At 66.8% G+C, this 17,998-nt stretch carries 16 protein-coding genes; 9 read left to right on the top strand and 7 right to left on the bottom strand.

The genetic code is table 11. The features are described 5' to 3' along the window. The first annotated feature begins 5 nt into the window (after positions 1-5). From K8O92_20145 to K8O92_20170, 6 genes are all read left to right on the top strand, one after another. Complete coding sequence (locus K8O92_20145) at positions 6-356, top strand: lycopene cyclase domain-containing protein (GenBank protein ID UAK30249.1); 351 nt, start codon at positions 6-8, stop codon at positions 354-356. After that, the gene (locus tag K8O92_20150; protein UAK35832.1) at positions 356-688 is read left to right on the top strand and encodes a lycopene cyclase domain-containing protein; all 333 of its coding nucleotides are present in this window, start codon (positions 356-358) and stop codon (positions 686-688) included. Before K8O92_20145 ends, K8O92_20150 begins: the two co-directional genes overlap by 1 nt. Beyond that, positions 685-2,280 (top strand): FAD-dependent oxidoreductase, encoded by a 1,596-nt coding sequence (locus K8O92_20155; GenBank protein UAK30250.1) that lies wholly within the window; start codon positions 685-687, stop codon positions 2,278-2,280. The genes K8O92_20150 and K8O92_20155 overlap by 4 nt, the downstream gene beginning before the upstream one ends. Then, positions 2,277-3,287 carry a Rieske (2Fe-2S) protein gene (locus K8O92_20160; protein ID UAK30251.1) on the top strand — a complete coding sequence of 337 codons (1,011 nt, stop codon included), beginning with the start codon at positions 2,277-2,279 and terminating at the stop codon, positions 3,285-3,287. Before K8O92_20155 ends, K8O92_20160 begins: the two co-directional genes overlap by 4 nt. 284 nt (positions 3,288-3,571) lie before the next feature. Continuing rightward, on the top strand, positions 3,572-4,324 hold the full coding sequence (locus tag K8O92_20165; GenBank protein ID UAK30252.1) for a GAF and ANTAR domain-containing protein: 753 nt from the start codon (positions 3,572-3,574) through the stop codon (positions 4,322-4,324). Positions 4,325-4,385: 61 nt separating this feature from the next. Beyond that, the gene (locus K8O92_20170) at positions 4,386-5,870 is read left to right on the top strand and encodes a serine/threonine-protein phosphatase (GenBank protein ID UAK30253.1); all 1,485 of its coding nucleotides are present in this window, start codon (positions 4,386-4,388) and stop codon (positions 5,868-5,870) included. Positions 5,871-5,919: 49 nt separating this feature from the next. Here K8O92_20170 and K8O92_20175 read toward each other — a convergent pair whose 3' ends face one another. Together K8O92_20175 and K8O92_20180 are read right to left on the bottom strand one after the other, a co-directional pair. Then, positions 5,920-6,411 (bottom strand): DUF1360 domain-containing protein, encoded by a 492-nt coding sequence (locus tag K8O92_20175; protein ID UAK30254.1) that lies wholly within the window; start codon positions 6,409-6,411, stop codon positions 5,920-5,922. A gap of 187 nt (positions 6,412-6,598) precedes the next feature. After that, positions 6,599-7,015 carry a hypothetical protein gene (locus K8O92_20180; GenBank protein UAK30255.1) on the bottom strand — a complete coding sequence of 139 codons (417 nt, stop codon included), beginning with the start codon at positions 7,013-7,015 and terminating at the stop codon, positions 6,599-6,601. Between the two features lie 200 nt (positions 7,016-7,215). Between K8O92_20180 and ligA the strand changes: the two genes are divergently transcribed. Further along, entirely contained in the window at positions 7,216-9,207 is a 1,992-nt protein-coding gene (ligA, locus tag K8O92_20185) for an NAD-dependent DNA ligase LigA (GenBank protein UAK30256.1), read from the top strand. A 205-nt stretch (positions 9,208-9,412) separates the two neighbouring features. Here the strand turns inward: ligA and K8O92_20190 are convergent, their stop codons facing one another. The 4 genes from K8O92_20190 to K8O92_20205 all read right to left on the bottom strand — a co-directional run bounded on the left by K8O92_20190 (position 9,413) and on the right by K8O92_20205 (position 12,439). Next, positions 9,413-10,177: a potassium channel family protein gene (locus K8O92_20190; GenBank protein UAK30257.1), complete on the bottom strand. Its 765-nt coding sequence runs from the start codon at positions 10,175-10,177 to the stop codon at positions 9,413-9,415. 248 nt (positions 10,178-10,425) lie between these two features. Next, positions 10,426-11,019, bottom strand: a complete 594-nt coding sequence (locus K8O92_20195) for a TetR/AcrR family transcriptional regulator (GenBank protein UAK30258.1) — start codon at positions 11,017-11,019, stop codon at positions 10,426-10,428. After that, on the bottom strand, positions 11,016-11,996 hold the full coding sequence (locus K8O92_20200) for an NADP-dependent oxidoreductase (protein UAK30259.1): 981 nt from the start codon (positions 11,994-11,996) through the stop codon (positions 11,016-11,018). The genes K8O92_20195 and K8O92_20200 overlap by 4 nt, the downstream gene beginning before the upstream one ends. Beyond that, complete coding sequence (locus K8O92_20205; protein UAK30260.1) at positions 11,993-12,439, bottom strand: hypothetical protein; 447 nt, start codon at positions 12,437-12,439, stop codon at positions 11,993-11,995. The genes K8O92_20200 and K8O92_20205 overlap by 4 nt, the downstream gene beginning before the upstream one ends. Positions 12,440-12,558: 119 nt before the next feature. Between K8O92_20205 and K8O92_20210 the strand changes: the two genes are divergently transcribed. Next, positions 12,559-13,110: a dihydrofolate reductase family protein gene (locus tag K8O92_20210; GenBank protein UAK30261.1), complete on the top strand. Its 552-nt coding sequence runs from the start codon at positions 12,559-12,561 to the stop codon at positions 13,108-13,110. A gap of 1,100 nt (positions 13,111-14,210) precedes the next feature. Here the strand turns inward: K8O92_20210 and K8O92_20215 are convergent. Further along, positions 14,211-15,617 carry an FAD-dependent monooxygenase gene (locus K8O92_20215; GenBank protein UAK30262.1) on the bottom strand — a complete coding sequence of 469 codons (1,407 nt, stop codon included), beginning with the start codon at positions 15,615-15,617 and terminating at the stop codon, positions 14,211-14,213. Between the two features lie 292 nt (positions 15,618-15,909). Here K8O92_20215 and K8O92_20220 point away from each other — a divergent pair, with 292 nt between their 5' ends. Beyond that, positions 15,910-17,142 (top strand): flavin-dependent oxidoreductase, encoded by a 1,233-nt coding sequence (locus K8O92_20220; protein ID UAK30263.1) that lies wholly within the window; start codon positions 15,910-15,912, stop codon positions 17,140-17,142. The last annotated feature ends 856 nt before the right edge of the window (positions 17,143-17,998 follow it).

Here is a 17,998-nt window from a genome sequence, read left to right on the forward strand (position 1 = left end):
CTGGTATGGACCATTGGCGCTATCTCCTCGTTCTCGTCGTCTGCCTGGTGCTGACCGCTCCGCTGGAGTTCCTCGGTCCTGGTGTCTACCGCAGGCCGCGGCTCCTGCTCGGCGCCCTGCTGCCCACCGTTACGTTGTTCGTGGCCTGGGACCTGGTGGCGGTTGCCGTCGGCGTGTGGGATTTCAATCCCCGCTATCTGCTCGGTGTGTTCCTTCCCGGTGCGATTCCGCTGGAGGAGTTGCTGTTCTTCCTTGTCGTCCCGCTGTGTGGGCTGCTGACCTACGTCGCGGTCGAAACACTGCTCGGCACGGTCCGCCGCCGCGGCACCAGAAGCGCGACAAAAGGGCTGCGATGATGAGCGTCGTGGGTCCGGGGTACACGCTGCCCGCCGTGGTGGCGGTTGTCGGGGTGTGTCTGGTCGAGTGCGCGCTGCTGCGGACCGGGCTGTTCCGGCGACCCGGCTACTGGCTGACGATGCTGATCGTCCTGGGGTTCCAGATTCCCGTCGACGGCTGGTTGACCAGGCTCGACGCACCGATCGTGCGGTACAACCCGGAACACATTCTCGGACTTCGATTCCCATGGGATATCCCGGTGGAGGACTTCCTGTTCGGTTTCGTTCTGGTGACGTCGGTGCTACTGGGCTGGGAGCGGGCACGGCAGCGGCAGGGGGGTGTCCGGCAATGAGGCTCGGTGCGCCGGTTTCTCGGCGCGGCGGGGATCCCCGGCGAGTGCGCTATCCCGCGGCCGCGGGGCACATGGACGTCGGCCGTGGCGGCCGGCGCCCGCGCGCCGTTGTGGTCGGTGCCGGGATCGCGGGCTTGGCGGCCGCGACGGGGCTGGCCGAACGGGGATTTCACGTCGAGGTCATCGAACGCGAGCGGTACCTGGGTGGGCGTGTGGGCGCCTGGACCGAACAGCTTCCCGACCGCAGCACGGTCGGGATGAACCGTGGCTTCCACGCTTTCTTCGCGCAGTACTACAATCTCCGGAAACTGCTGGCCCGCACCGATCCGCAGTTACGCAGGCTGCGCCGGCTCGACGACTACCCGCTCGTCGATGCCGAGGGCCGCCGCGACACCTTTCGTCATCTGCCCAGCGCCCCGCCTTGGAATGCGCTCGCCTTCGCGCTGCGCAGCCCGACGTTTCGACTGCGCGATCTCATTCGTATGGACCCACGCGCTGCCGCGCCGCTGGCCGCGGTCTCGGTTCCGGACATCTACCACCGAATCGATCACTTGGATGCGGAAACTTTCCTGCGTCGCGTCAAGTTTCCCGACGCAGCCCGCCACCTCGCGTTCGAGGTCTTCTCGCGCAGTTTCTTCGTCGCTCCCCAGCACATGTCCGCCGCCGAGCTGGCGACGATGTTCCACATCTACTTCCTGGGTTCCAGCGAAGGCCTGCTGTTCGATGTGGCAGAAGACAATTTCGACGTCAGCTTGTGGACACCGCTCGCGGACTACCTCACCGCGCCGCGACTGCCCCAGCGGCCGGGCACGGTCCGCTTCCACCTGGGTGTATGTGTCGACCGAATCGAGACCGACGACGCGACCGGGTTCCGAGTGGTCGACGACACCGATGCCGAGACGGCCGCCGACGCGGTGGTCCTGGCCGTCGATGTCACCGGGCTGCGCCGGATCGTCGCCGCGTCTCCCACGCTGGGCAATGCCCCGTGGCGTTCGCAGGTAGCCCGTATGGCCGTCGCGCCATCCTTCGCCGTGCTTCGTCTGTGGCTGAACCAGCCGGTGCGCGCCGACCGTCCGAGCTTCCTCGGCACCGGAAATCTGGATCCGCTCGACAACATCAGCGTGGTGAACACCTACGAGAAGCAAGCGGCGGACTGGGCACGCGGAAACGGTGGAAGTGTCGTCGAATTGCACGCCTACGCCGTCGCGGACGAGATACCGCGCGACGGGGCACGTCAGGAGGTGCGCGACCGGTTGCTGACACGGCTGTACGAGATCTATCCCGAGACCGCCGAGGCCCGCGTCGTGGGGGAGAGCATGCTGTGGCGGCAGGACTGCCCACGGTTCGCGCCCGGCGACTTCGCTCGGCGGCCCGGTGTGCCGACTCCGCACCCGCGGTTGGTCCTGGCAGGCGACGGCATACGCGTCGACCTGCCGGTAGCGCTGATGGAACGGGCCGCGACCACCGGCTGGGTCGCGGCGAACACGCTGGTGCGTCAGTGGGGCGGTACCGGCCACTCTTTGCAGACGGTCCCCAGCCATGGCCGATCGGCGATTCTGCGCACTCTCGCCACTCGCGGGGGGACACCGTGAGCAAACGCGCCGTGTTCGGCAGGTGGCCGAAAAATGTTCCACTACAGCGCTTCTCGCCTGAGGAATGGTCCCGCCAGCGGCCGACTCACTCGGACGCGGACCCCGGTCTGATCGCGGCCGCACTGCGATGGTCACAACAGCGGCCCTCAGGTAACTGGTACACCTTCGCCGCCAGTCGCGAGATCGGGCGCGACCGTCCGTTCGGCACGAGCATCGGCGGGGTAGAACTCGTCGCCTGGCGAGACGAGCGGAACAGTCTGCATGTCGGTCCGGGAGCGTGCCCGCACCTGGGAGCTCCGCTTGCCGAGGCGCAGGTCGACGACGCCGCACTGATCTGCCGTTGGCACGGTCTACGGGTAGACGCGACCGGGCGCGCTCGATGGCGTGCGTACCCCAGTTACGACGATGGCGTGCTGGTCTGGGTGCGGCTGGACACGATCGGAGAGCAGCCACCGACCGACGCACCGATCATCGGCTCCCGCCCTGCCGATACCACCGTGCACGCGGTGACGAGCGTGACCGGCGTATGCGAGCCTCGCGACATCATCGCCAACCGGCTCGACCCCTGGCACGGCTCCTGGTTGCATCCGTACTCGTTCACCCGCCTGGAAGTGGCGCAGGCCCCGCCACGGCACGACATCACCGCGGAGAATCATCGGTTCCTGCTCACCGTGACCTTCCGCGTGACCCGCCGGCTCGGCGTGCCGGTCGAAGCCGAGTTCACCTGTCCGGATCCGCGCACCATCGTCATGCGCATCGTCTCCGGTGAGGGAACGGGAAGCGTGATCGAAACCCACGCGACACCACTGGGTCCCGGCTCCGACGGCCGTCCGCGCACCGCGGTGATCGAGGCCGTGATCGCGAACTCGCAGCGGCCGGGATTCCGGCACGCGCGCCGGGCACTGCCGGTGTTGCGCCCGCTGATGACTCGCGCCGCGACCCGGCTGTGGCGTGACGACCTGGCGTACGCCGAGCGCCGGTATCGACTGCGTACCCACCAGCTGTAGAGAGCGGTCGAACCGCAGGTGCGCGGCGAGCCGCCGCCGAGCGTGATGTCAGGGCTTCCCGCGTGCCGGTGTCTGTTCAGCGACGCCATGTCGCAGCGGAGTGGCGTCCTCGGGAGAGTGCGATGGGTCGACGGATTGCAGGGCGTGAGCCGATCGGCTGCGCGATCCGGTGGGCGGAGCCGAGGTCGCGGAACGCGACCTCGATGGTGGGCTTGAACGGGGGCAGCGTGGGTACCGCCGGAACGGGCGGAAGCGGGCGTGCAGCCGGAGGAGAGGTGAGCGCTATGTCCCCAGAGGCTCGGCCTGCGGAGGTTCTCGCGGAAGACCGCATGGTGCTGGAGCAGCTCGGGACGGTGTTCGCGCGTATGTCGGGCTTGTTCTTGTCGGCGGAGACGGTGAATACGGCGCTGACCTTGATCAGCTCGCTGGCCGCTGAGGTCGTGCCCGGCACGCTGGGAGCCGGGATCACCCGGTCGGACCCTACGGGCGACCGGGTGACCGCGGCGGCCACCGACGAAGTTGTCGAGCGCGCCGATGAGTTGCAGTACCAGCTGGGTTTGGGCCCGTGCTTGACCGCTTGGTCCGACCGCGTCGTGGTGCGTGTCGACGACCTCGGCGCCGACGATCGCTGGTCGGCCTGGTCGAAGAAGGTGGTCGAGCTGGGGCTGGGTTCGTCGCTGAGTGCACCGCTGGTAGCGGGGAAGCGATCGTTCGGTGTGCTGAAGGTCTACGCCGGGCACCCCGGCGCCTACGGGCGGCGTGAGGAGCACCTGTTGAGCATGTTCGCCACGCAGGCGGCCATGCTGCTCGCCAACTCGCGGGCCGCCGAGAACGCCGAGCGCCTCAGCGCGCAGATCGCCGACACCTTACGTGCGCGTGAGGCGATCACCTTGGCCAAGGGCATCGTGATGGCTCGCGACGGGGTCGATGAGCGGACCGCCTTCCTCGCATTGGTCAGCGCCGCTCAGCAACAGCACCTCACCGTGCGACGGATCGCCGAACAGCTCGCCCGGTCCACGGTGCGGCTACGCCGGTGACCTCCATGTGCTGTCCGGAGAGACGTGGTGACGATGCCGCCGGCGCCCCAGGCTGGGCGCGATGAGTGACGACTTCGCCGCCGACCGCGGCCGGGAGCAGCAGCGCAGCCTGTTCCTCGCGTTGAAGGGCGCTGAGCTCTCGCTCGAGCAGCTGTGGCTGCGTTACTTCGGCCTGGGTGGCGTGGCGGGTTACCTCGACATCGACGCCTACGCGCATTCGACCGGCGAGCTGCCACCGCTCGAGCGCGACATCCTTGCCCAAGCGGCCAACGAACGACTCGATGAATTGACCTGGTCGAAGCACGCCACCTTCAGCCGACCGATCCGCGACGGCGAAGCGCCCAACGCGGCATTGTCCGCCCTCTTACAGCTGTTGAAGGGCACCGACCTCGCCCCACCGGACCGGCTCCCCGCCGTCACCGACGCCGCCGGTCAGGCGCTCGGCGTCCACATCACGATCTACCTCGCCGACTACGACCAGCGATACCTGCGTCCCATCCCGCCCGGCTTCGCCAACGGCCACGCCGCAGCCACCGAGGTCGAACTCGACATCGACAGTACTCTGGCCGGTCGGGCCTTCCGGCAGGTACAGATGCTGCCCTCCCATACTTCCGGCGGGGCCCGGCTGTGGGTACCGCTGGTGGACGGAGCCGAGCGGCTCGGTGTCCTCCGCGTCGCGGTCGACGACCCCGACGACCTCTATGACCCCGGCCTGCGGATGCAATGCCGGTGGGTGTCGCAACTCGCGGGTCACATGGTCACCTTGATGTCGCAGTACGGCGACGCCATCGACCGGATCCGGCTGCGTACGCCCCGCACGGTCAGTGGGGAGCTGATCTGGTCACTGCTACCACCGCTGACCGCGGGGGTGGACAGCTTCGTCGTCACCGGCGTGGTGGAGCCCCGCCACGATGTCAGCGGCGACGCCTTCGATTACGCCCTTTCCGAGGGCACCGCCTCCCTGCTCGTGCTGGACGCTGTCGGCCACGACCTGCGCAGTGGCCTGATCACCGCCACCGCGCTGGCCGCCTATCGCGGCGCCCGCCACGCCGGGCGCGGTCTGTTCGAACAAGCGCGCACGATGGACGAGCACATCAGCGACCAGTTCGGCAGCACGGTGTTCGCCACCGCCGTACTGACCGAACTCGACTTGCGAAGCGGCCGCCTCCGCTATATCAACGCCGGCCACCCCGACCCACTGCTGATGCGCGAGGGGAAGGTCGTCAAACCCCTGCATGCCGGCCACTGCCGTCCGCTCGGGTTGGGTCTGGGAGACCTGCGCGTCGGCGAAGAGGTCCTGCAACCGGCGGACTGGCTGGTCCTCTACACCGATGGCATCACCGAAGCCCGCGACCACACCGGCGAATTCTTCGGTGAGGCGCGGCTGTTCGACTTCCTCCGCCGCGAAGCCGCCGCCGGTTACCCACCTCCGGAGACCGCTCGCCGACTCATCAAAGCCGTGTTGAGCCATCAGAACGGAGAACTCCAGGACGACGCCACCGTCCTGCTCGCCCGCTGGACTCAACCCCGGCAACTCACTCCATGATCACACCGCACACTTTCGGTCACGAAGGTCGCGGCGAGCCACCGCTTCATCATCGGCCCGCCGGAAATTCTCCCTGGGCGATCTGCTGAGCAGTGGCGTACGCCAGGTGCAGGAAATCGGCGCCGGCCAAAGCCGCCGCGGCGTCTGCCAGCACTCGCGTCGCCCGCGGCGCGAAGACGTGGCCGATGGTCAAGCCGGTGATCGCCCACACGTCGAAGCAGAACGGGCAGCTCAGCAACTCACCGATGCTGTGCTTGATCCCCTCGGTCCCTTTCGGCTCCTCGGCCACTTCTCCGGGCCCGCCGTCGTGCGGGACCGGCTGCGTGAACAGGGCACGCACCGGCGCCGTGATCGCGGCCTTGGTCCCCAGACGCGACAGCTTGTGGGCGGCGAACGCGGTCACCACCAGATCGCCGACGCTCATCGCGCGCGGGAGTTTGCGGCCCGTCGCGCTCCCCAGCAGCACGACCGCCAACACCACGGTCGCGTAAGCCACCATCGTGACGACATATCCTCCCAAGGGACGACGGTTGGCGGTCATAACCGAGATACCGCCGTCACGTCGTGCACGATTGGAAACGCGTGTCCCACCACTGCCTCCTCCTACACCGAACCGATTCCCTCCCGGCCTACCCTCACCGTGACCCAGCAAACTGCGGTCCGCTCCTCGGCCGAATCACAAGATCGTCGCTGATCGTGACCCGGCTCCGGGTGGGCGGTTCAGCGAGTCAGCCGCAGGTCTTCGCCAGGTGGTCCGTCGCGGCCCGGACTGCGGGGCTCTCCAACGTTGTGGACGATTCCTCCATCAGTTTGGCGGCCTCCTCCAGGCGCGACGGGTTCTTCATCAGCTTGCTGCCCTCGACGAACTTTTCGTAGCCCTCGGCATAGGCGGTCCATCCCGCTTTGGCCTCCGCGGGGGCGGCTGCCTCGATCGCGCGAACTGCGGCGAGCGTCTGCTCGGTGGAGGTGTTCGTGGCTGGGACCGTCGGGCTGAAGTTTTTCCCCGCCGCACAGTAGGCGCTCGTGTCGCCCGAGGAACTGTTCGACCGCCCCGGACTCGACGTCTGCTGGTCGTCACTACTGCCGCAACCGGTCAGCGCGCCGATTACAAGACCCAGAACCACCAGCGTGACTGTGCTACGCATGTATTGTCATTCCTCCCGATCGATGCGGCAGACAGTGATGATCTTGCCGCGCGGGGTCACAGTATCGGCGCGCGGGACAGGGCCTCAAGGCCGTACATTCAGGGGGTCGGCACGATCTCGTTGTACGAACCCAGCGCCGAGTTCGCCGACTCGGCCGTAGGGACACCGAGTGTCGGTGGGTGTCGGTAGCGTCAGGTGCTGTGGAAGCTGGGGAACGTATCCGGGTGCTCGCGGACCGCATTGTGGCACTGCGCGACGCTTACTATCAGGGCTCGCCGCTGGTCGCGGACGCCGAGTACGACGCGATCGAGGACGAACTGCGTGGCCTGATCGAGGCGCACCCCGACCTCACGCCCGACCCGAATCCGCTGGAGCAGGTCGGGGCGCCCGCAGTGCTGCACGCCCCGGTCCGGCATTCGCGTCCGATGCTGTCACTGGAGAAAGCGACCAAGCCCGAACAAGTCGCGGCGTTCTTCGACCGCTTCCCCGGCCAGCCCGTCGTGGTGATGCCCAAACTCGACGGCCTGTCCCTCGCACTGATCTACGAGCACGGGCGGCTGGTGCGAGCCGTGACCCGAGGTGACGGCACCACCGGCGACGACGTGACCGTGCTGGTCCGCGCGTTGGTCGACGGCGTCCCCGAACGGATCGACGTTCCCGGGCGGGTGGAGGTGCGCGGCGAGGCCGTGATGCTGCGCTCGACCTTCCTTACCTACAACACCGCCCATCCCGACAAGCCGCTGATCAATCCGCGCAACGCCGCCGCGGGCACACTGCGGGCGAAGGACCCGGCCACAGTCTCCGAGCGTCGCCTGCAGTTCTTCGGTTTCGACTTGGACACCCCGGCCGACTCCGCCGCGCTCGACCTGCAGGAGGGCCTGGCGGCACTGGGGATCACAGGCGCGGACATGCGCCACTGCGCCGATGCCGAACAAGCACAGGCCGCGATCACCGCGATCGAGCAAGGTCGCAACGAGTTGGACTACGACCTCGACGGCGCGGTGCTACGGCTGGCCGACCGAGATGCCTACGCCGCGGCCGGGACTCGGTCGAACTCCCCACGTGGCGCGCTGGCATTCAAGTTCGCCGCCGAGGAGAAGACCACGTTGCTGTCCGAGGTGGTCTGGGACGTCGGCAAGACGGGCAAGATCGTCCCGGTCGCGTGGCTGCAGCCGGTGTTCGTGGGCGGCACGACGGTGACGAAAGCGACGCTGGCCAACCAAGAGGTGATCCGCGCCCGCGACATCAAGGTCGGTGACACCGTGCTGGTGCGCCGCGCGGGCGACGTGATCCCGTTCGTGGCGGGCGTGCTCGACGCTTCTCAGCGCACGGGCGAGGAGCGCGAGATCGTGCCGCCCACCGCCTGCCCCTCGTGTGAGCAGCCGGTGACCGAACAGGGCAACAGCCGAGAACTGTTCTGCACCAACGTTTCCTGCCCCGCGCAGACGGTGCGGAGGCTGATCCACTGGGCGTCGCGGGCGGCGGCCGACATCGACGCCATCGGGCAGGTGTGGATCGAACGCCTGGCCGAGGCCGGCATCCTGGAGCGCCCGTCGGACTTCTACACACTGACGAAGGAGCGCCTGCTCGAGTTCGACCGCATCGGCGAGGTCTCGGCCGCGCGCATGATCGACTCGATCGATGCCAGCCGCCGAGTAGGCCTGCGCCGCGCGCTGATCGGCCTGGCGATCCCGATGGCCTCCGACGGCACCGCCGCTCGACTGGCCCGAGCGGGATTCGGCTCCCTCGAGGAGGTCGCCGACGCGGGCGAGGAACGGCTCCTGGCGGTGGAGGACATCGGACCGAAGGTCGCCGCCTCCCTGGTCACGCACCTCACTCGCCTGCGTCCGGAACTGGAACGCCTGCGAGCGGCGGGCGTCTGCCTGGACGTGCGCGAGGAAGACCTTCCCCCGGTCATCGCGGCCGGCGCGCCACTGGAAGGAAAGACGGTGGTGATCACCGGCGCGATCAGCGACCCGCGCTCGGGCGAAAAGGTCGCCCGCCCGACATTCCAACGCCTGTGCGAGAAAGCGGGCGCGACGGCAGCGTCCTCGGTCTCGGCGAATACCGACCTTCTCATCACCGGTGCGGGAGTCGGTGACAGCAAGCTGGCCAAGGCGCAGAAGCTCGGCGTCGAGGTCGTCGACCAGGGCGAGATCTGGAATCTGCTCATCGCTGCCACGATCGTCTAGACCTCGGCGCGCCCTGCCGGGCCGCGCCGTCCGATATGTCGAATGCTCCGGTCATCGGATGGCGGGGGTACGTACGCTCGTTTCGATAGTGAGCCGGCGCCGCAAGCGATCAGGCCCGTCGCTGGATCCTCGGCATCGATGTCGTCGGGCACTCCGAAGCGGGTCGGGATGAGGCACCCGCGGGCAAGAACGGTGAGCCCTCCGCTCATTCGGTCGGCACGGCAGCCGGCGCAATCGCGATGGAGCGCAGCGCGGCCACTTCTGCGCGCAGGGCTTTGATCTCGGCGACGAGTTCGGTGATCTCCCGGTCGGTATTCTCCACATTCGCCTCGACACTCTTCAGCTGATCCATCACCCAGCTGGTGGTGGTGCCGATCGCGAAACTGATCAGGCCGATACCCAAGGTCATCAGGATCAACGAGATCAAACGGCCTTCGGTGGTCACCGGATACACATCGCCGTAGCCGACGGTGGTCACCGACACCATCGACCACCACAGCGCGTCACCGAAATCGTGGATCTTGCTGTCGGTCGCCCCGTACTCGGCGTCGAAGAAGGCCAGGCTGCACAGCAGCAGCAGGAGTATCGAACTGGCCCCGACGAACACCGCGAGCCTGGCTCTGGTCCTCGTGTTCCGGTTCAACGTGCCGATCACGAGCATGGCGGCCCGCAGCAGCCGCAGCGGGCGAAGCGGCGGCAGCACCACGATCAACAAGTCGACCGGGTGGGTGCGCAGGAACCGCAACCGGTTCCCGGACAGCCACAACCGCACCGCGAAATCGAGCGCGAACGCCGCCCAGATCGCCACGTCCACCCGGGTGAGCCAGGCGTCCAGACGAGGTGAGGCCCCGGTATCGAGCACCTGCCAGGCATAGACGCCGAGGAATACAAGGGCCAGCGCCATCATGGGGATGCCGGCCATCCGCTCCCAGGACTGTCTGCGGGTGAACTCGGCATGTGTGTCGGGCATCGAACTACCTGTATCGCTCTGCTGCGGAATCGGCGACACCGCAGGTCCGGCCGCTCTCAGAGGAGACCGGCCGATCTCACGCTGATTCTCACACGGAACCGCAGCCGCCATGCCGGCCCGCGTCGGCATTACGACGAGGGGCATAGCCGCCGATGTCGACCAGGTCGAGGTCGTCGATCACCAGGAACGCCGTCGCTTGTTCGACCTGATCATGGGTGGGACGGCGGCAGGCCGGGCGACTCGACGAGTCAACGTCCCGCTCGCGCTCGCGATATCAGATCCTCGGCCAATGCCTCGAGCCGGACGGCCGGACCACCTGTCGGGTAAATCCCGCCGACCGCGAAGGCGCCGACGATGGCGAGGTGGAGCTCATCGGCAAGTCGGTCGTCATCGGTGACGTCGAGTCGTGCCGTCAGTGCGCGTAGCCGTCGCGCGAGTTCGTGTTCGTGCTCGGCGCAACGCTGCCGAATTCGCTCCGATTGCTCACTGCTGAATTCCGCGGCTGTGTTGACGAAAGCGCAGCCGCGATAGCCCTCACGCGTCGCCAGTTCCTGGATCCAGGCGAGCTGGGCATCGAGTTCGGACCGCGCGTCGGCGTAGCGCGCCGCGGTCGCGTCCCACTTGGCCCAGAAGTTGTCGTCGCGCCGCTGCAGTACAGCGAGGACAAGGTCGTCCTTGGTGGGGAACCATCGATACAGGCTCGCCTTCGCCATCCCCGCCCGTCGCACGACCTCATCGACACCGATGGCGCGTACACCGTGGTCGTAGAAGAGTTCGGACGCGATGCCGACGAGCTTGTCGCGCACCCCGATACCGCGTAGCTGCTTGGGCTTCTCGCTCACGCACGCTCCTGCGTGTTCACCACGATCGCGGCCTTGCCGAAGCCGCGGCGATCCTGGACCCATCGCTGGGCATCGGCAGCGTGGGAGAGGTCGAACTCGGCGCCGACCACGACGCGAACCGCGCCCGAATCGACCAGCTCCGCGATCCCCGCGAGTGCCGCGGGGTCGGGTTCCACCAAGCATGAGGCCGCGCGGATACCCCGCTGCGCCGCAACGGCTTGGTATCCCTTGATCGACCATGCGGTCGCCAAGGCGATCGCGCCGCCGGGCGTCACGCGATCGAACAGCGAGGCGCCGAAATCGTGTCCCACCAGATCCAGCACAGCGTCGACCTTCCCGATCGCCGTGACAGCATCCCGATCGGTGTAGTCCACGCAGGTGTGCGCACCCAATTCGTGCAGTGTGGCGTGGTGATCGGGGCTCGCCAGGGCGGTGACCGTGGCGCCGCGCGCGAGGGCCAATTGCACCGCGACGTGACCCACGCCGCCGGAAGCTCCACCGACCAGAACGTGCCGACCGGCACGTGCCCCGACAGCGTCGAGCATCTGCCACGCCGTCAGCGCGGCCATCGGCAAGCACGCCGCCTCCGCGAAGGACGCCGACCTCGGCATCGGCACCAAGTGATACGCGGGAACGGTCATGTATTCGGCGTACGTGCCCGCGGGATAGGGAAACCAGGCCAGTCCGTAGAGGCGGTCGCCAACGGCATGGCGGGTTACTCCGTAGCCCACCGCATCCACCACACCGGCGACGTCCCATCCGGGGATGCAGGGCAGCCGCATGGACTGCTCGTAACCGGCGTTACGGCCGGTGTGCATGTCGATCGGATTTACGCTGGTCGCCCGCACCGCGATGCGGACTTCCCCGGCGGCAGGCTCCGGCCGTGGGACGTCGGCGATCTCCAGTGGGGATCCCCAGTGCTCGTGCCGGGCCGCGCGCATCGTTGTCCTGCTCGGCCGGCGAGCACCGACGATCATGACGCCCGAACCAGGGCGGTAGCGTCGACGCCGCACTGGCGCGCGACGCCGGCGACGTCGAAGTGGAAGCTCTCCCAGCTCACCCGACCGTCGCGGAGCCGACACAGGATGAAGACCGGCACCGAGACCCGGTTGCCGTTCGGCACCGCGCCACCGAAGGTGAACGCCGGAGTGAAAGCGATCTCGCCCCAGCAGCACAGCGTCTCACCATCGAGCCCGTGACCATCCAGCCGGACCTCGTAGTCCGGAGCGAACGCGAACCGCCCCGTGATCGCGCCTTCGATCTCGGCGCCGGCATCGCCTACCTTCGCCCCCTGCCTCGATGGGCACTCCACCCGCCGGCTGTCGCGCTGCGGCCGGAATGGGCGCGTGGATGGTTCGATGTCTGGCCCGGCGGGATTTAGGTGATCATCATCCGCGGGGAATGCCGCGACGACATCCACGGAGCCTTCCCCGGCCGCGCCACCTGTGTCATCTGCTACCGCCATGTCCGATGATTTCGTGGATAAGTTCTGTCCGATGAGCGCCGATGAGTTTCGAGCGTGTAGGAGGTCTACCCGTCATGAGGAAACTGATCTACGGGTTCAGTGTGTCCCTGGACGGCTACATCAACGATCGCGACGGCAGCATCGACTGGACCAACCCGGACGAGGAGCTGCACCAGTTCCACAACGACCGCTACCGCGAGATCGAGGTGTCGCTGCACGGCCGTCGCCTGTACGAGCTGATGGCCGAGTACTGGCCGCACGTGCCCGAGGACGCGCCGCGCATCGAGCGTGAGTTCGCCACGCTCTGGACGGAGAAGCCGAAGGTCGTCTTTTCCCGCACACTCACCGAGGTCCACTGGAACAGCACGCTGGTCAGCGAGAACGCGGTCGAGGAGGTCCGCAGGCTCAAGGCCGGAGGCTCTGGCGTCATGGAGGTCGGTGGCGCGAGCCTCGCGGCCTCGCTGATACCCCACGGGCTCATCGACGAGTACCAGCTGTTCGTCTTGCCCGTGGCACTCGGCGGCGGCACACCGCTCTTTCCACCGTTGGACAAGCGCATCCAGCTCCGATTGGTAGAGACGAGGCACTTCGACACCGCGGTGATGCTGCGCTATATCGCCGGCTGAGGTTCTTTCGACCGCAGCAGCCCCACTACCGGACACACGCGGCGCCGGCTCTTTCCCGAGCGCGAAGGTGTGGTGCCGCAATGGGTGTCCAGCATCGTCGAAGCCGATTCATCGACATCACGCGAGGGTCGGTGGAGAATAACGCCGATGCCACGGTCCGTATGTGCACCGAGTAGGGCGGCCGCGGAGGCTCCGACTACCTCGACTGTGGAACCAACACCTACATCACAACAACTATCGAAGCTGCGTTTTCACAACCTTGCTCGCAGGGCCCGAACCGCGCATCGCCGGGGTAGATCGCGGTTCTAATCGTCGACTCAGGGTGTGGGTATGAAGTCGAGGTCGCGGAGGAGGTTTCGGAGCAATCCGTTGGCGCCGACGCCGAGGGCTGAGCTGAGCAGCATTCCGACTCCGACATCCTGTGGTGTGGCTGTCGGTAGCCAGGAGATGGTTTCGGGTGGGTGATTGACCTTCGACGTCCTGAACTGCCCTACGGGGGACTCTCCCGCGAAGAGGGTGGCGCGCTTGGGTCCGATTGGGATAAGCCGGTACGTGACTCCTCGCACGAGCGCTTCGCATCGGTACGTGCGTCGTCGCAGGCCGCGCTTACCCGCCGAGATGACCGCCCGATCGCTCTCGACCATGAGCGTCACGCTGCGTCGGTTGGTCGCAAGGATCCTTGGTGGCGCCACGCTCGTAGCGAGTCGGCGCGGCAGGCCTTCGTCTTGTACGGTCAGCCGCGGCGCGCCGACAACTTCGACCGTGATACTTCGCGGATACCACAGCTCGGTGAATCGTGCGGCACCGAACCGGCTATGGGTCGGAACCGACCGCAGTGTCGGCTCGGAGGGTAACTCCGGCCCCGTAACCGCCCGTTTCAGGCTCTTCCACATTCAGCGCTCCTGCAATCGAGAACTTTGATCGGCACTGCCGAGCAAGTATTGACATCGACGGTATCCCAACTATCGGGAAGGCTCCGGGGGCTCGATGCTGGGCGGGAAGGTACGTCCCCTGCTAGAAGCACTCGGCGGTGCTAGCGAGTGCACCGATTGCCTCGGGGCACGGATTCGCGAACTCATAACACGGGGCCGCCCCACCTGCTATGTCCGATCGCTTTTGTCGGCCGCGTTGGCGCGGTTGGCGGTGACGGCCCGTTCGAGCAGCGTCGGGTCGGCGAGTCTGTCAGGGTGTTCGAGCATGAACGTTACGTCCCGGAAGGCTTGCGCGACATGCTGGTCGGTGACGGTGGCGGCCGTGATCTGCTCGAGCGCCCACCGCTGGCGCCGTACCTCTTCGGGCACCTCGGCATTGTCGAGAGCGTCGAGCCGGGCAGCGTCGCTTCCGGCCGAAACCTGCCATGCCGCGTCTACCACGACTTGTTGCAGGTCGAAGAACTCTCTCGCGGGCAGGTCGAGATCCGGCCCTGCCCGCAGATACTCGTTCAAGCAAGAACTGTGCAATGCCGCCGAGGACATACCTTGTCCGAATGCCGGGTTGAATGCGGCAACGGCATCGCCCACACTCACCAGGCGGGCAGGCAGGTTCAGTGGTCCGGCGAAATCCCTTCGGCGACTGTCCCTCTGATGGTAGGTGACGATCTCGCGGACGAGTGCCCCGCCGACTGCCTCTGGGAAGGGATGCGGCATGTGCGCGCACAACTCGCGGAACTCTTCGACGGTTCGCGGCGGTTTGACCGGGTGGTGCGCCATCAACATCACGATCCAGCGCCCGCTCTCGACAGCGCTGGTCACCGACAGCGCGATGCCTCGCGGCCCCCGGCCGGGGGAGTGCTGCACCAGCGTGGTGGCCCAGGAGGGTTCGTCGTCGCGTACGCGATCGAACAGCGCGGTGGCGTAGTTGATTCCGCTGGGTAACCGCTGCAGCGGCGGGCGGTCGAACCCAGCCTGCTCGAGCCAGGCTGAAAGCTGGCTGCCACGCCCCATGGCATCGATGGCGAAGTCGGTATCGAGCAGGTTCTCGGCGTCATCGACCATGTACCGAACACCGGAGACCGCGCCCTTGTGACTGTCGAAACCGACCGCCCGCCCCCGCTTGATCACCACGTTGGGCAGCGCCAGCACCCGAGCACGTATCCGAGCCTCCAAGAACGGCCGGGTCGCCAGCATCAGCGGCTCGTGCCGGGTCTGCAGGCATGGGTGGGTGTCGAAGTACAGGCTGGCTCTCTCCGGCGCGGCGGGCACTGCGCCCAGCGCATACGCCTCCTCGGCGAAGCCGGGCAGCAGGCGCTCGATCCGCACCAATCCGGCGGGCAAGAGCACATGCACTTGCTGGCCATGCGGCACACCAGAGCTCACCGAGTCGTTCCCCGCGACCTCGTTCCGCTCGATCACGACCACCCGCCGCGCATAGTCGGCGAGCACACGTGCGGCAAGAAGACCAGCGATACTGCCGCCGATCACGCACGCGGTGCCGAAGCGACTTTCAGGTGCGTCCGGTGGGTTCGCCCACAACAGATGCTCGAAGACATCACGGGCAGAGCCACTCACGCAAGTACCCTATGCCCACCGCAGCAGTAATTGCACGACATCACTTCCCAACGCGGGGCAGCTGGATAACTGGAGCCGCCCCGATCGAGAGCACTGCGCAGGATAAGTCGTCGGTTCACTGACGGCCCACCCTTGGGTGAGGATTCACCCACCGCTGGGTGTGCGCCGACCAGCACCGGGGTTGCTATCGCAAGGGCACCTGCTGGAGGAGGTTGGAACGACCACAGTTGATCTTCTCCCAACCCTCCGAGGAACACGATATGAACCCCTGTACCAACTCGAGTGCCGACTCATGAAAGTGCTGATCGTCGGAGCCGGAATCGGAGGACTTACAGCGGCCTTGAGTCTGCACGCCGCCGGCGTCCGGGCCGTCGTGATCGACAGTGCCATCGAGCTGCGCCCACTCGGGGTCGGCATCAATCTCCTACCACACGCAACCGGCGAACTGGCCGAGCTGGGCCTACAGGAGAGGTTGGCCGAGATCGCCATCCCCACAGCTGAATGCCTGCACCTGGACCGGTTCGGCAACGAGATCTGGCGTGAACCACGCGGACTTGCCGCAGGCCACCCTTGGCCGCAGTACTCGGTTCATCGCGGCGAGCTCCAGATGCTGCTGTTGAACGCGGTTTACGAGCGCATCGGTCCGGCTGCGGTGCGCACCGGCATGCGATTCGAGAACGCGACTCAAAACGCCGACGGCGTCCGTGTCCGGATCCACGATCGCATCCGCGACCGCATCGTCGAGATGCGTGCCGACGCGGTGATCGGTGCCGATGGACTACATTCCGCTGTGCGTGCGCAGCTGCAACCAGGCGAAGGTCCGCCTCTGTGGAACGGCATCCGAATGTGGCGTGGCGTGAGCGAGGCTCGGCCCTTCCTTTCCGGCGCATCCATGGTGATCGCGGGAAGCAACCATGCCGCGAAGTTCGTCGCCTACCCCATTTCCGCGGCGGCCCGACAGCGCGGGCGCGCGCTGATCAACTGGGTGGCAGAGGTCAAGGTTACGGATATGGCCGAGCAAATTCCGGACTGGAACCGGACCGGCCGACTCGAGGACGTGCTGCCGCACTACCGGGGCTGGCAGTTCGACGGCCAGGACGTGGGTGAGCTGATGGCGGCCAGCGACACCATCCTCGAATATCCCATGGTCGACCGGAACCCTTTGACAAGCTGGACCTATGGCCGGATAACGGTCCTCGGCGACGCTGCGCATCCGATGTATCCGGTCGGCTCCAACGGTGGATCCCAGGCCATCGTCGACGCACGCGTGCTGGCGCGTGAATTGGCTGCGAGAAGCGATGCAGTCGCAGGACTCGAGGCCTACGAGGCGGCACGGCGAGAGGTGGTGAACGCCATCGTCCTCGCCAACCGGGACATGCCGGTCGACCACATCCTCCGAAAAGTTGCCGACCGCGCTCCCCATGGCTTCGACCGGATCGAAGAGGTGCTGACCGAATGCGAACTCGACGAGATCGGCAAGGGATACCAACACACCAGCAGGAAGGCGACCCCGATACACCAGTAGATGACCTTGTCGGTAACTCCTGTAGAAGGGTTTCACGAGTTGTCGAGAACTTCTCATCGGGTCCACTCGGCCCCGCAACCACGCATGTCGTTGCCACGGACACTCCAGCCGGGAGTCGAGATAGCCAGTGCTGAGTCCAGCCGGGGGGCTCGGCCCGGACAAATCGCGGCCGCTGGTTGGAGGGATGAGCACTTATCTCGCCGCCACCTCGATGGGACGGGTCCGGTGATCCGGCCGACCTGTGCGGACCGGCACAGCAGCAGGAGCGGACCTGCGAGGTCAGAGCACGCTGCTGCCGAGGGACAATACGCTACTTCCGGCGCTGAGAAGCAGCGACAGAATCGATAGGAAATTCACTTCGGACTCTCTTTCTCCTGGCCACCGCCAGAGCTTCATTGTCTGGTCCGAGAGGTTTCGGGCACTTCAGCCCGTTGGCGAACCGCTCCGCTGCAGCGTAAGCGCACTCCGGTTCGGTGGTCGCGTTGCACTCCCCACGTCTGACAACAACGGACACCGAGCCATTTCCTGGGCGGCGCATTCCGCACGCCCAGTGAACCTGCGGGTATCCAACTCACGCAGAACGCTGTGACTCCGTAGCGGTGACAGCGCAATACGGCCCGTGGGTGCGACGGCACACGGGCCGCTTCGAATGGACAAGCCGAATCCGCGCTCTCGGGGGTCGCAATAGCTTTCGCGCAAAATCATTGGATATGGACATGCCCCCGGGTTACCCGGTCCGGAGGTATGACTACTTCTCGGTGGCGAAGATTTCCATGAGGCCCACCCGGCCGCCGCCGAGCTGCCGCAGTGGGTTCGGCTGCATGTCATCGACTGACCGCCCGAGCCGATACTCACG

It is taken from the genome of Nocardia asteroides, from assembly GCA_019930625.1.
Taxonomy (GTDB): domain Bacteria; phylum Actinomycetota; class Actinomycetes; order Mycobacteriales; family Mycobacteriaceae; genus Nocardia; species Nocardia sputi.

Bases quoted from the DNA above. Each gene is read 5' to 3' on its own strand.
- K8O92_20145 (UAK30249.1), top strand. From the start codon at position 6: ATGGACCATTGGCGCTATCTCCTCGTTCTCGTCGTCTGCCTGGTGCTG.
- K8O92_20150 (UAK35832.1), top strand. From the start codon at position 356: ATGAGCGTCGTGGGTCCGGGGTACACGCTGCCCGCCGTGGTGGCGGTT.
- K8O92_20155 (UAK30250.1), top strand. From the start codon at position 685: ATGAGGCTCGGTGCGCCGGTTTCTCGGCGCGGCGGGGATCCCCGGCGA.
- K8O92_20165 (UAK30252.1), top strand. From the start codon at position 3,572: ATGTCCCCAGAGGCTCGGCCTGCGGAGGTTCTCGCGGAAGACCGCATG.
- K8O92_20170 (UAK30253.1), top strand. From the start codon at position 4,386: ATGAGTGACGACTTCGCCGCCGACCGCGGCCGGGAGCAGCAGCGCAGC.
- K8O92_20175 (UAK30254.1), bottom strand. From the start codon at position 6,411: ATGACCGCCAACCGTCGTCCCTTGGGAGGATATGTCGTCACGATGGTG.
- K8O92_20180 (UAK30255.1), bottom strand. From the start codon at position 7,015: ATGCGTAGCACAGTCACGCTGGTGGTTCTGGGTCTTGTAATCGGCGCG.
- K8O92_20190 (UAK30257.1), bottom strand. From the start codon at position 10,177: ATGCCCGACACACATGCCGAGTTCACCCGCAGACAGTCCTGGGAGCGG.
- K8O92_20200 (UAK30259.1), bottom strand. From the start codon at position 11,996: ATGATCGTCGGTGCTCGCCGGCCGAGCAGGACAACGATGCGCGCGGCC.
- K8O92_20210 (UAK30261.1), top strand. From the start codon at position 12,559: ATGAGGAAACTGATCTACGGGTTCAGTGTGTCCCTGGACGGCTACATC.
- K8O92_20220 (UAK30263.1), top strand. From the start codon at position 15,910: ATGAAAGTGCTGATCGTCGGAGCCGGAATCGGAGGACTTACAGCGGCC.